10 protein-coding genes and 1 pseudogene are annotated in these 13610 nt (G+C 42.0%); 3 read left to right on the forward strand and 8 right to left on the reverse strand.

What is annotated here, in order from left to right:
• The first annotated feature begins 32 nt into the window (after positions 1 to 32).
• Together ACSR9A_RS09675 and ACSR9A_RS09680 are read left to right on the forward strand one after the other, a co-directional pair.
• Complete coding sequence (locus tag ACSR9A_RS09675) at positions 33 to 791, forward strand: spr1630 family ClpXP-sensitive toxin (protein WP_473756959.1); 759 nt, start codon at positions 33 to 35, stop codon at positions 789 to 791.
• A gap of 37 nt (positions 792 to 828) precedes the next feature.
• Complete coding sequence (locus ACSR9A_RS09680; protein WP_473756960.1) at positions 829 to 2022, forward strand: spr1629 family repressor/antitoxin; 1194 nt, start codon at positions 829 to 831, stop codon at positions 2020 to 2022.
• Between the two features lie 137 nt (positions 2023 to 2159).
• Here the strand turns inward: ACSR9A_RS09680 and ACSR9A_RS09685 are convergent, their stop codons facing one another.
• From ACSR9A_RS09685 to ACSR9A_RS09700, 4 genes and pseudogenes are all read right to left on the reverse strand, one after another.
• Positions 2160 to 3233: a phosphotransferase enzyme family protein gene (locus tag ACSR9A_RS09685; RefSeq protein WP_473756961.1), complete on the reverse strand. Its 1074-nt coding sequence runs from the start codon at positions 3231 to 3233 to the stop codon at positions 2160 to 2162.
• A 92-nt stretch (positions 3234 to 3325) separates the two neighbouring features.
• Positions 3326 to 4213 (reverse strand): helix-turn-helix domain-containing protein, encoded by an 888-nt coding sequence (locus tag ACSR9A_RS09690; protein ID WP_473756962.1) that lies wholly within the window; start codon positions 4211 to 4213, stop codon positions 3326 to 3328.
• Between the two features lie 67 nt (positions 4214 to 4280).
• Entirely contained in the window at positions 4281 to 5036 is a 756-nt protein-coding gene (locus ACSR9A_RS09695; protein ID WP_473756963.1) for a class I SAM-dependent methyltransferase, read from the reverse strand.
• Between the two features lie 58 nt (positions 5037 to 5094).
• Positions 5095 to 6358: pseudogene (locus ACSR9A_RS09700) on the reverse strand (IS4 family transposase).
• Between the two features lie 378 nt (positions 6359 to 6736).
• Here ACSR9A_RS09700 and ACSR9A_RS09705 point away from each other — a divergent pair.
• Complete coding sequence (locus ACSR9A_RS09705) at positions 6737 to 7156, forward strand: hypothetical protein (protein WP_473756964.1); 420 nt, start codon at positions 6737 to 6739, stop codon at positions 7154 to 7156.
• 50 nt (positions 7157 to 7206) lie between these two features.
• Here ACSR9A_RS09705 and ACSR9A_RS09710 read toward each other — a convergent pair whose 3' ends face one another.
• From ACSR9A_RS09710 to ACSR9A_RS09725, 4 genes are all read right to left on the reverse strand, one after another.
• Entirely contained in the window at positions 7207 to 8646 is a 1440-nt protein-coding gene (locus ACSR9A_RS09710) for a S1 family peptidase (protein WP_473757078.1), read from the reverse strand.
• Positions 8647 to 9536: 890 nt separating this feature from the next.
• Positions 9537 to 10961 carry an L-arabinose isomerase gene (gene araA, locus ACSR9A_RS09715; protein WP_473756965.1) on the reverse strand — a complete coding sequence of 475 codons (1425 nt, stop codon included), beginning with the start codon at positions 10959 to 10961 and terminating at the stop codon, positions 9537 to 9539.
• Between the two features lie 42 nt (positions 10962 to 11003).
• Positions 11004 to 11699 carry an L-ribulose-5-phosphate 4-epimerase gene (locus ACSR9A_RS09720; RefSeq protein WP_430155079.1) on the reverse strand — a complete coding sequence of 232 codons (696 nt, stop codon included), beginning with the start codon at positions 11697 to 11699 and terminating at the stop codon, positions 11004 to 11006.
• A 2-nt stretch (positions 11700 to 11701) separates the two neighbouring features.
• A complete protein-coding gene (locus ACSR9A_RS09725; protein ID WP_473756966.1) occupies positions 11702 to 13318 on the reverse strand; it encodes a xylulokinase in 1617 nt (538 codons plus the stop codon).
• Positions 13319 to 13610: the final 292 nt, after the last annotated feature.

The raw sequence follows: 13610 nt of genomic DNA on the forward strand, positions 1-13610 counted from the left end.
TGTCTTCATATTATCGAACTGGGGTGTTTGATGTGGATAAATACAAGTTCAGTCCTGCACATAATAATATGATTGTTGATGCTATTGTTGAAGGTTATCGTGACTATGTTGATCATCGCAAAGACAGAAAATTAAAAATGAAAATCAGCTCTGCTTTTTCTTGGACTAAGGGTAACTTTATTGAGAGCAAACTCGCTGAAGAGTGCATCGCTCATGGATTTACATACAAGAAAGCAAAGGCTGGATTAACATGGGACTACCTCCAATTCGTTAATGGAGATTCCAACATTCTTTTTCTTATTAAAAATGCCGCTTATTTCAATGAAGATTGCTTTTCACAAGCTACACTTCCAGATGAGAGCGAAAGTAACGGGTCTCTTCGTACCTATCTTCATGAGCTTTCAAAAATAAATAAAAATTTGGTATTTTCCGCCTCAGAAAAATCGCCAAAAAGAGGGGCACGAACCGAGAGAGTCGAACAACTCTCCTTATTTATGTTAGAAAGTGCAGTCAAACCTGATCTGGATTATTTCAAATCTTCTTACAATGAGTTTCACATACTCACATATGCTATTGATGAAGCGTATCAAATTTCCGAGATCTTACACTATTTACCCAATCCAAATGATAACATTGCATACTTTGTCGAGGATCTGTCCGATTTCATCTCAGGAGCTACATTATCTGATGAGGACCGAGAAGTAGTCGCACCTGAATCAAATGATGAACGTATAGACCCAGCAGCATTTGATATCGGTATAATTGAAAAAGATAAAAAACAAGATATATAAAATGGCATGATGTTAATTTAACTAGGAGGCAGCAAGCATGTTTATTGGTAAGAACCTAACCAATTTACGAATCATGCACGGATATTCGCGTAAAGAGCTCTCCGAAAAGTTAGGCGTAACAGAACAAGCAGTCTGGCAATACGAGAATGCTTATACATCACCTAAAATGCAAATCGTAAATGAGTTAAAACGGATTTTCCAAGTAAAAAGTAAATATTTTTATACAGAAGACATGCTTGAAAAGAACATCACTTCATCTAATATCGACTTAACGAATATTGCCTATCGCTCAAAAGTGCTGAATGTCATTTCAAAAACACAAGCGGAGGCTAAGCATGTTGAATTTTTGAATGTATTTGTCAGCTATCTTACAACTAAAATTAGTTATCCTACCCTTAAAATGATTAAATTACGTGATGAAGTTATAGCGTATTTAAATCATACAGAGGACGATAGATCTGCTCAAATCAACCATGTTGCTCTTTTAGCACGACAAAGACTTGAGCTAGCAAAAACGAATAATGATGATCTTATGTTCCTAATTGAAAAGAGCGGTGTTTTCGTGTTTGAAAAGGCTATTGGTGAAGAAATTGATGCCTATAGCCTTTGGACTCTGGATGATCGGCCATATATTATTTTAGGCAATATGAAGCGTTCGGCTGTTCGTAGGAACTTTGATATCGCTCATGAATTAGGTCATTTATTACTTCATTATCGTATGGAGTTTACGAGCTTAGAACGAAAAGAACACAAACTTATTGAGAATGAAGCAAATATGTTTGCTGGCGCTTTATTATTACCCGAAGACGAATTCACCACCGATATGCAGGACGTGTCCCATCTTACCAATCCAGATGATTATTTAGATTTAAAAAAGAAATGGAAAACGTCGTTGCAGGTATTGGGGTATAGAGCAGCTAATCTTGGAATCATTCAGTCAAAGGATCATCGTAACTTCTATGCGGCCATGCATCGGAAAGGTTATCTGGAGTTCGAGCCCCTTGATAACGTAATTCCAATTCAGAAACCAATGAAAATTAAAACCATCATTGATTTCGTTTCAAAAAAAGGAGTTATCGACATTGGTCAAATGATTGAGAATGATTGGAAAGCAGAAATTTCTTTCTTCCATCAGCTCACAGGAATTGACTCAAGTTTTTTCAATAAATATATGACTCGAAGCCTCGACTTTGAACTCCGTGATATTTCTGAAATATCTATGCATAAGTGATATGATTAATGTTTCGTTGCATGCACAGAAGGCCGTCGAAGTACTCGCGGCCTAGTGTTGGCAATTCAACTATCGTTCCCCGATAACGTTAGTAAGTCATCGAGACTTTACTCTCGGACGTCTTCACGGAGCGCAAACTAAATATTTCGTTCCTCATATTCAAAAGGTTCTTTACAAGAGTAAATCTCATGGAAAAATCCCTTATGCGGGATATCATCTTCCAAACATTTTATGAGATACGACAGCTCCTCATCACATTTCGGCTCCTCACCGTTGTTTCGCATCACCTCGAATGCATCAACAATATTTTCCATGAGCGTTACTTTAATAAATAAGGGTAAATTATCCAGCATCGAATTTTCGATCTTGGTCTCGGTTCTGTATCCAGCGAGGACTGTTTCAAAATAATCATTCATAAACTTTTTACGTTTATCGGCGTCTGGTTCAAATTTTATCCAGCCCACTCCGTTTGTCCAGAGATCTGCCAGGTCATACATATACCAACAATAGCAAGAATTATCGAAATCATATACGGTTATTTGCCCGTTATCAAAATCTATTGAATAATTCCCATCGTTGTAATCAAAATGGATCATACCGAAAGTATCCTGGTTACTATCCAATTCTTTTAATGTCATAAGGAGCTCAACTAGTCTTTCCTTTAGCAGAGATAGGGAGCCGGGTATCAGTTTTTCAATATATTCAACCTTGTATTTGTCAAAAAAACTATACCGTTGATGGGTGGGCACATACCCTTTCGATATTTGGTGCAGTTTCCCCAAGACCTTACCGCAATTATAATAATATTCGGTAATTGGAGCCCCTTCCCGGTACCGATAATTATTTTCTACAAACATTTTCCCCTTAGCCTTTTCAAACAGGCAAACAAAAAAGGTATGGTTATTGTGGCTGATCTCCTCCAGTAAATTCCCCTTCCGGGAGCTGTTTACATTCGAGACACTGCCTCCATGCTCAAATAAATACCGAATATATTCCGTTTCCCCTAGGAAATCTTCCCGGCTCCTGTCGGGTAAGAATGCGATTCTGAGTATTTTTGAAGGGCTCCCTCCTTTCTCACAGTTATATACGACATTCCGCCCTCCGTCATGTGCCGGAATCCGCCTAATTTCATAGCCTTCTAATCCGAACAATTCCGTTACAGCTGAAATCAAATAGGTATTTCCGATTGAAACAGCCTCGTTATAATTCATTTTATCTCCTTTCACACAAACATCTATTTTTTGTTGCTATACAATAAAATCTACCATAATAGTTGCAAGCTCAATGGACTTTTTTGATCATTTTAAGTGTACCTCACTCTGATGGGCGTAAACCATTCCATTTGACAAAATTGCCCATCGTAGGCACTCGTGTCAATTTTCTCTAAGAAAAATTCGCTGTCCAGAAGCTCATATTTCCCGTTGTGCTCCTGTGCAAGCCTATCAATGGCTTTATATAGCGCCTCTGCGCGTAGTTCATTAATCTCCTCATAATGATGGTTCCCGATATATCGAAAGCCGACGCACAAGGAAGCAGGTACGGTGTCGCCTGTAAAGCCTTCCGGAATATCGCTCAGATTCTTTACGCGCATAGACGGTATGTAATATGTCCAACTAAGTGATGGGTCAGGTGTCCTCGTTAGACCGTAATAAATATCGGGTTCAACGGGATTAGGCACTTTATGCCGCTTGTTCCACCAAAACTGCTTGGCAGCTTCGGGTGCCTTTGTCGGTGCTTCGGCGATCTCGATTCGATACATTTGCCCGATTAAATGGAAGGCTGGAATCATGACCATTTCCGGCCCGTACACCACATTTCCGCCAACATTGTTTTTTGGAAACAAATGAAGAGGAGGTGTTACGTGGATGTTCTTGCTGGAATGCCTGCATTCGCCGGGCGTAAGCCCATACTCTCGTTTAAACGCTCGTATGAAGGTTTGCTCATGTTCATAACCGCATTCAATTGCAATGTCGAGAATCCGTTTCTCGGTTAGCATCAAATTCTCCAAGCTGATGGCCAGCTTTCGAGAACGGATATAGCTTTGCAGCGGCACGCCGAAAGCGAACTTGAAGAGCCGACGCAAATGAACAACGGAGATCGGGAGATCAGCCAAATAGTCTGTCTCCCTAGTACCAGAAACATCTTTTTCTATTCGTGCTAAAAGTTCAGATAGAACCTTGTATGGCTCCATAATTCATGCCACACTCCTAGAATATTTTTGTTCCTTACAATAAGCATGATGGCTCCCTAAGTGAATATTAAATCTCTCCCCAATATAACTCTGTCTCATATATAAAAGTTACTTTCCCGTTTTTCTCATATCGATTAAATAGCTTTTTTAATTCTTCCTTCATACGTCCATAGTTAGGATGTTCAGGCATAGGAGTATAGGAGGAAGACATTACTCTCCCACTTAGACCCTCAAAATCAAATAATTGTTGCATTTTAAAAACGGACTTCTCCATCGTATTTTCTTTAAAAAATAATTGCAATTCATCTTCCGAAATGTTTTTGTGATTCACTTCAGAGTAATCAATCCCATAGTTAAGCAATAAATGTTCTATCCCTTCTAAAAAAGGGGTTCCTTTTGTTTGACGTGTATTCCAAACTAAAATAACCTTACCACGGTCTTTTAGAATTCGTGTAAATTCCTTTTTTGTAACCGTACGATCGAACCAGTGGAACGCTTGTGCACAAACGATAAAGTCTACGGAATTGTCATGCAAACATGTGGATTCCGCTGAACCTGCCACAGCACGAAATTTGGATTCATGTCCAAGTATTTGTATACAAGCTTTTCGCATTTCCTGATTTGGTTCTACTGCGATAACATGAGTACCTCTTTCAACTAGTAATTCAGATAATTTCCCTGTTCCTGCCCCAATGTCAGCCACGGTCGAGTTCACATCAAGTTTTACAATATTATATAAATAATCTATTGCGTCACTAGGATAGGTTGGACGATATTTAACATAATCTTTCACTCGATTCGAAAATGATTGCTTTATGTCCATCACTATACTCCTCCAACCAGCTCTTCTTGTTACAAAGTTCGCCCTGTAGTTAAATAACTCAAACTTCGCAGCTTGAAATAGGCAGGTAAGCCTTAAGGTAACTAGGCAAACCGGAAATCCATTGCTGTAGTTGACTTTTAATTAATTTTGAAAGTTTTTTGCTTGCTGCTGCCGTTACTTCGTTGATCAAATCAAGCAGTTGCTGTAAAGCAACCACCCAATCCATGGTACCGACTTCATCGCAAAGCAAATAAAACAAACCACCCAGTGTTCGCTGGTCCGTGCTCTGACGATGTTGCCAAGCAAGTAGAATGTAACGAGAAAACACAATGGTCGTATGGCTAATGAGCAAGTCATAGGAGAGACCTTGAAACTCCTTTTGCAAGCGTAACATAGATTTTGCGCACTTAAAGAAGACCTCAATGTCCCAGCATACGGATGACTTCCGGGGCCATTAAGGCCAACTCTGTTCGAATGGCACGAAGAATATCTGACCGCTTTCCTTCAACTTTTGGAGCCGCTAGATACAATTCCTTTAGATCTAATCGATCACCATTTACCAGGTAGCGCTTGTTGTCATTTTTAATCATACCGATGACATGAAGCCCTCGATCAAGAACCTCTTTAATGAGCGGTGCATGGGTAAACCAACTGTCCATTAAGGTATAAGATGCAGAGGCACCAGCAGCTATAGCACAATCAATCATAGAGGCAATCACCTTTGGTGCTGGGAGTAGCGCTTCTTCTCGACGTTTATAGCCAATGGTACGCTTATCGATGCCATCTGAGGTGCCATTGATTTGAGACTTTGTTGAGCTAAGCAAAGCGAAATCCATGGGAATAAACGTATGGCTGTCGGACCAGCCCATCGTCAGCATACGGAAGCCTTTGTAGTAGGCACCGGTAGCGTGATCTTTGAATCTTGCGAGTAATTCTACCGCTTTGCTGCGGTTACGATCAAACATCGAATCGTCGAAAATGAATGCCGTCACACGTTTGTCGGAGGTAAGCGTCTCGACTTTCTGAATGGTCGCAGCACTGAGCGATAGGAGGAACTGCCGCCAAGCAAATTTCGTATGATTCAAAAACCGGTAAACGGTATCCTTGCCTGGAAACGACTCTGCTTTCTCACTTTCCAGCAGGCGAAACCCATTCCTCTGATGAAATAAAAGCACGAAAACAAGCTAAAAAAGATAGGCTGCGGGATACCCGAATTTCTTGTTGATTTTCGCATCTTTTAAATGCTTAATCACTTGGAGTTCTTTAAATGCGGGTTTCATTTCTTTTGGTAGTTGAATGCATGGCTCTTTTTGCTCTATCATATAGAGGACACCTCTTCTGTGTGATAGTGTATTGCTAGACACAATCACTATACCAAACAGAAGCGGTGTTTTCTATTTGCAAGAGATTAATTATAATACCGTTTCAGCTATATTCAACAAGGGTTTAAGACCAATTTTGCACTGCGAAGTTTGAGTTAAATAACATTAACTAAATCTGAGTCTATACTTATAAGACGATAAAAGTTCACCTGTTGTTTCACACTCCTGCTTAAACAAAATTTCCAGTTAGTTTAATGCATATTGCACCAAAATCACAGCTGTCATATCATTTCGAACCTTACTCATAGTACGTAGATCTGTTTGCAACCTTTTCTACAATCTAATCGTCTTATAGATATTATTAGGAGAGGTTAGGTGGTGAAGACATTGAAATATATATTGCTGTTCATGATTTCCATTATTGTAGTCACTGGTTGCAGCAGTAACGAAGAAGAAGCTGACCATTCAAAAAAACCTAAAGACTCACTCCGTACATCTGAAGCTTTCGTTCTTGCAAAACTGGATTTAGAAGGGCGAAAGAAAATTCTGCTTGCATTAGACATAGAGAATCCTGAGTTACAGTCAAAAATAGAAACGATAATTGGTCAAACAGCCGAGGACATTCTACGGGCTAATAAATATGATTTACAATGGCTGGATGTAAAGAACATTTCCTTAGAAGAATTTGATTTTGATGCTTTAAAAATCGGATCAAAAATTCGTTTTGTTACCGAAAATGAACATCTGGATACCCAACCCCCAACTTCAATTGCCAAAGAAGTAAATATAATTAACTAGAGCAAAAGAAAAAGCGATCCAATTAGATCGCTTTTTCTTTTGCTCTTTTATTACGATGCAGTATTCGATGTATATGGAGTCCAGTCTCCACCGTAAGCTTTTGCATTTGATATATGAGAGAATCTTGCATAAGAAGCGCTATCACCTGATCTGTGAATTCCAATCAATACTCCATTGTACCACCAAGTTCCTCCGCTATCGCCACCTAGGGAAACAACGTCAGCTTCCATATATCCACTATTCCCAAGTGAAGTAATATTTTTAGCTGTAACCGATCCACAGCTGAACCCGCTTGTTGCACCAGACAAACATACATTGTCTCCTACAGAGAGAGAACTTGTGCTAGTTTGATAAGATGTTATACTGCTGTCCGTCCAAGAATATTTATATACATAGTTGGAAATTTTTTTAGTAGAAGGTACTTTAATAACACCCACATCCGCATAGTTGCCATTATAAGAATAATGCTCCGCTCCCACCAATTCTCCACCTTGGTAGACGTTATTACTTGTCCAGGCTTCCAGACAGTGTGCAGCCGTGATAATAAACCGGTCACTATTTTTTGTTGCCAAAGTTCCAATTGTACAGTAGCCTTGTGATGATGTAGAATTTGTTGCGGTATCAGCGATAAGCAAGCCACCAGCCATCGTATTTAGTGTAGTAGTTCTTGCATCCAGTTTTTCATTCGACTTACCCGTCACTACTTTGAAAATATTAGGACTTTGCGTTTCTAACGTTTTTAAAGAGTTCACTCCCAGTAATTGGATTGCTTTTGCGCCATCTGCAAGTTGTACTTCAACCACATTTTCTTTAATTCTTACAGCCACCGTTTCAAAAGGGATTCCCAGTTGCTTACTTTCATTTATCACTGACTCATACGCGCTCACTAATTCAGCCTCTGAGAAATCCACCTTCTTGATCTCTAAATATTCTTCCGGGACAAGGGCTTCGATAGCTTTTCTAATTTGATTAGCTTTTTCATTCTCTACTGAGAAACCTACAACAAATTTCAATCCGCTATCCTTTTCTTGGTGAAAGGTTCCTACGTCGCTATATTTCTCAATGATGTCATTATTGGGGCCTTTGGTAAATATAACACCATTTTCTGAAAGCATATTGGAAATTTGTTTTCCATACTTGTCCATTAGCGCATCTCTCTCTTGAATGTAGCCTTCTTCTTCTTCAGTTAGAGCAATACTGTATTTAGGAATACTTTCCCTAGCATTGGGGGAGTTAAGAGCATTTAGGATAGCCTGATTTGAAAAATTAAGATTATTTGCCCTACGGTATCGCTGATTTTTTTGAATTACTTCCTCACTGTATTCGAGCTGTCGAGCCATTTCATCTTCCGGAAATGCAACCACCTCGTTATAAGATGGAGGCAAAAGCTGATTGTTGCTATTATTCTCAGCAGCAACAGAAGCGGAAAGAAGAGTAATTGAAATAGCGGTAGCAATGGACGTAAAAAATAATTTCCAGTTATTATTCATCAATGTATATCCTTCCTCCTTTTGTTTGGTAAAGTACGATTGTGATTATCGAATTTGAGTTCTAAACCCCGTCCTTCCATGTTTGTTATATTCGGTTTCAATTATCAAATTTTCAATTCCCACCCTATCCCCCTTTCATAAGACAAGATTATGCAGAGCTAAATGAGAATCCATATCGATATCTCATTCAAATAGACTCACAAAATCAGGATATGTTTCACTTTTTTTTGATAAAATCCCAAAAAAAAGATTCGAGTTTATAGATTGAAAATGTGAACAACGTTACTGAAAAAGCAGGAGTCCCATCTTATCGACTCCCGCTTTTTCTCCATTACCTATAATTATGGTTCATCTCTACGATAGAATCTCATAGAGCCTTAACAGCAATTCATCAGCAGTATAGCTTATCAATTAGTTCGAATCCTGAGCGCTTCAATATATGCCTGAATCCATCAGGGTTAAACATCGTCGGTAGAATCAATGTCTTTTGGCTTAATTCCCAATAAAATCAACTGCTTAGGGAAATTTATAATTCCATCATATACCTAGGCCATGATCTAATCCTCACCACTAGTGATCCTGTTTTCAGGGATATTATTTATGACCGACGACGTCAATTTGCAAGACAACCAGAAGTTTTTGCTTGAGCGAGAAATTGTCCATGCCCTGCGCTTAAAAAGAAGCAGTCGAGATCAGCAGGAGGTTTATTGAAGAAGCAGAATACTACGGAGTAAACAGAGTAAAGCCGCCGGTCTATCTTGGCGGCTTATTTAAAGTCAGACAAAAGCTATTTTTGGTACATTCTACAACATCCATAACGAGATGAAAAAAGCCGGAGGATCACCCCCGGCCTTAAGGAAAACGCTTATTTGCTTGAATGAATAGCGATGTTACTTGATAATAACGTACTCCAGGTTCACCAATTTAGCATAAGTCACGATTTGGTCTGTCGTCAGGTTCAAGGAAACGACCGTATGATGGCCACCGCCATTCTCAATCCAAGCTTTGACGCCATCCTGGAAGTTCGGCTTCACCTTCCACAGCACACGAGCTACAGGGAGCTTAGGAGCTGGAACTGTTGGCTCGAATGCGGAAACCTCGTTAATCAACAGTTTGTAATGTGTGCCGAAATCAGCCATGGAAACAACGACACCTTCACCAGCTTTGCCATCAAAAATGAGACGCGCTGGATCTTCGCGATCGCCAATACCCAATGGGGAAACGATGATGGTTGGTTTGTTGCTGGCCAAAGTCGGGTCTACCTCAAGCATATGAGATTGCAGGATAGCTTCTTGCCCAGCTGCCATCTCGTATGTGTAATCCTCCATAAAGCCTGTATTTTGGTTGTGGCTCATCACTTTCAGCAAGCGATCAAGCGCGGCCGTCTTCCAGTCGCCCTCGCCGGCAAAGCCGTAGCCTTGTGCCATCAGACGTTGGACAGCCAGACCCGGAAGCTGCTTCATGCCATGCAAATCCTCGAAGTTCGTAGTGAAGGCATTGTAGCCCTTCTCTTCAAAGAAGCGTTTCATGGCGATTTCATAGCTCGCTTGCACTCTTACGCTAGCTTCCCAAGACTCTTTGCTGCTCGTGCCATAATCAAATGTATATAGCTCCGCATACAGTCCCATCAGATCGTCGATTTCTTGCTCCGTAACGGCATTCACGTATTGTACGAGGTCGCCGATGCCGTAATAATCTACTGTCCAGCCGAACTGAATTTGGGCTTCGACTTTATCTCCATCCGTTACGGCTACGTTGCGCATATTGTCGCCAAAACGAGCCACCTTGATGTTAAAGCTTTCGTTATAGGCAACCGCTACATCCATCCAGTCGGCAATTTGCTGATGCACCTCAGGACGTTCCCAGTAGCCTACGACGATTTTATTTTGCTTCTTCAGACGGGCATTGATAAAGCCGTATTCGCGGTCACCATGAGCAGCCTGATTGAGGTTCATGAAGTCCATATCGATTGTGGACCAAGGAATGCTTTCGTTGTATTGCGTTGCCAGGTGAAGCAGCGGCTTTTGCAGCAATTTCGTTCCGCGAATCCACATTTTTGCAGGCGAGAACGTATGCATCCACGTAATGACGCCCGCCACTTCATCACGATAGTTAACCTCTTTCATCATGCTTGTGATTTTATCTGCGCTGATAGCCAGGTCCTGCAATACAAGCGGGTAAGGCAGCACACCACTTGCATTCAACGCATCCGTCATTCTCTGTGCGTCTGCTTTTACTTCGGCCAATGCTTCTGCCCCATACAGGTTTTGAGAACCTACGACAAACCAAAACTGTTTAGCTAATGTTACTGTCATTACAATCATCCTCTTTTCTAAATTTAATAGTGGATAAAATGATTACTTCTGCCCGTAGTAGGCGTCTTTCCCATGCTTGCGCAAATAGTGTTTGTCCAAAATGCCTTGCGGCAGCTCTTTGGCAAAATGATTCAATTGCCGCGCATACAAATTCATTTTGCAAACTTCCTCCAGCACAACGCTGTTCACAACTGCCGATTTCGCATCCTTGCCCCAAGTAAACGGTGCATGACCATGAAGCAGGACGGCCGGAATAGCCATCACATCCAGCCCACGCTGCTCAAACGTTTCAATGATGACTCGTCCCGTTTCAGCCTCGTAGCCCCGGTCAATCTCGCCTTGATTCAGGAAACGTGCACAAGGAACAGCTCCGTAAAAGGTGTCCGCATGCGTCGTTCCCATTACCGGTACATCAAGTCCTGCTTGTGCCCAGATTGTAGCCCAAGTGGAGTGAGTGTGCACGATGCCTCCGATCTCTGGGTAATGCTTATACAAGACGGCATGAGTCGCGGTATCGGAGGAAGGTCTTAGCTCTCCCTCAACTACATTGCCATCGAGATCGACAACGACCATATCGCTCGCTTTCATCTTGTCATAACTGACTCCGCTTGGTTTGATGACGAACAGACCGCTTTCCCGATCCATTGCGCTCACATTGCCCCATGTAAATTTTACGAGTCCATGCTTCGGCAATTCCAGATTCGCCTCATATACCTCTTCTTTCAGCTGTTCTAACATCGTTAGTCCCTCCCGTTCTCCAGCAGATGGTCTACAGCAGCCTGCTCAATGGCCAGCCCACTGTTGTAGCGCTCCATAAATACTTCAAAACCCAACACATCAGATGGGTCCGGAGCAATTTCCTGCCCTTCAACATCTTTAAAGACCTTCTGCTCGAGGAAGTCATCCAGGCTCTCCTGCTGATCCTTGTTGATCAAATAAGAAGCTAGCAGCGCCATTCCCCATGCTCCGCCTTCGCCGGCTGTAGACATGACCGAAATCGGAACGTTAAGTGCCGCGGCTACCATTTTTTGCCCGACGACAGGGGTTTTAAATAGACCGCCATGAGCCAAAATGCTATCAATAGCAACACGCTCGTTTTCGGTCAAAATATCCATGCCCAGCCTAAGTGCTCCGAAAGCAGTGAACAAATGGGTACGCATGAAATTTGCCAAAGTGAAGTTGCTCTCCGGCGAGCGAACGAATAGCGGACGACCTTTTTCAATTCCGGTAATATTTTCACCTGAGTAATACCCGTAGCTGAGCAAACCGCCGCCATCCGGGTCGGCCTCCAAAGCCTTATTAAACATCACGCTGAACAATTTTTCGTTATCCGCTTCGTAGCCCATGGCCACAGAGAACTCACGGAACAATCCCATCCATGCGTTGATATCGCTGGAGCAGTTGTTGGCATGCACCATGCCGACCGGACTTCCGTCTGGCGTCGTAACCATATCGATTTCCGGATACACCTTGGACAATTCCTTCTCGAGTACAATCATCGCAAATACGGAGGTTCCCACGGAGATATTCCCCGTACGTTTTCTCACGCTATTGGTGGCAACCATGCCTGTCCCGGCATCACCTTCTGGAGGACAAAGCGCAATGCCTGGCTGCAGATCCTGCGAGGGGTCCAAAATGCGGGCTCCCGCCTCGGTTAATTCACCGGCTTGCTCGCCTGAGCGGTGGACTTTAGGAAGAAGCTCCTCCAGTTTCCACGGATAGCCGCCAGCTGCGATCAGTTCATCGAATTGCTTAACCATCAAGGGATGGTAAGCATGGGTCGATTCGTCAATGGGGAAAATACCGGAAGCATCCCCGATGCCAATCGCTTTATTGCCAGTTAGCAGCCAGTGAATGTAACCGGCCAAAGTTGTCACATAATCAATGCGAGGCACATGTTCCTCTTTGTTTAATATCGCTTGATACAAGTGAGCGATGCTCCAGCGCTCAGGGATATTGAATTGGAATTTGTCCGTCAGCTCCCTTGCTGCCTCACCGGTTGTTGCATTGCGCCAAGTCCGAAACGGCACAAGCAGTTCACCCGTGCTGTCGAACGCCATATATCCATGCATCATTGCGGAAAAACCGATCGAACCCACGGTCTTGAGGGTAACTTCGTATTTGCGCTGCACTTCTTGCTTCATTTCGCGATAGGCCGTTTGGAGGCCGGTAATGATATCCTCTTGGCTGTATGTCCAATATCCGTCTTTTAATTGATTTTCCCATTCATAGCTTCCTGACGCGATGGTCTCAAAACGATGATCGATCAATACCGCTTTGATCCGCGTAGATCCAAATTCGATACCTAGCGAAGTTTCTCCCTTAGCTATCGCTTCTTTCAACTCTACATGACTCATGTTCACGCAAGTCCCCTCTCTGTTCAGTGAGTGTGACCTCTCAAATATCGGGTCTATGTTGATTTGTATAATAGCTGCTTCAGATTAAACGATTCACTCCATGAGAGAAGCGTAATCATTCAATCAAAAGAAGGCGCTTTCCATTGCTGACAGCCTTAGTATATTTTTTGTACGTACATTTGTCAACACCAACTAATAGTTATACTTACAACGGCATCCTTTCCCCATAATCCTTGCAGTTAACGTCCTCTTAATAGACATTTTCCCCTGACAAAAATCCCAGTATAAGCAT

The sequence above is a fragment of the Paenibacillus sp. R-74696 genome (assembly GCF_055814915.1).

Bases quoted from the DNA above. Each gene is read 5' to 3' on its own strand.
- ACSR9A_RS09680 (WP_473756960.1), top strand. From the start codon at position 829: ATGTTTATTGGTAAGAACCTAACCAATTTACGAATCATGCACGGATAT.
- ACSR9A_RS09685 (WP_473756961.1), bottom strand. From the start codon at position 3,233: ATGAATTATAACGAGGCTGTTTCAATCGGAAATACCTATTTGATTTCA.
- ACSR9A_RS09690 (WP_473756962.1), bottom strand. From the start codon at position 4,213: ATGGAGCCATACAAGGTTCTATCTGAACTTTTAGCACGAATAGAAAAA.
- ACSR9A_RS09695 (WP_473756963.1), bottom strand. From the start codon at position 5,036: ATGGACATAAAGCAATCATTTTCGAATCGAGTGAAAGATTATGTTAAA.
- ACSR9A_RS09710 (WP_473757078.1), bottom strand. From the start codon at position 8,646: ATGAATAATAACTGGAAATTATTTTTTACGTCCATTGCTACCGCTATT.
- araA (WP_473756965.1), bottom strand. From the start codon at position 10,961: ATGACAGTAACATTAGCTAAACAGTTTTGGTTTGTCGTAGGTTCTCAA.
- ACSR9A_RS09720 (WP_430155079.1), bottom strand. From the start codon at position 11,699: ATGTTAGAACAGCTGAAAGAAGAGGTATATGAGGCGAATCTGGAATTG.
- ACSR9A_RS09725 (WP_473756966.1), bottom strand. From the start codon at position 13,318: ATGAGTCATGTAGAGTTGAAAGAAGCGATAGCTAAGGGAGAAACTTCG.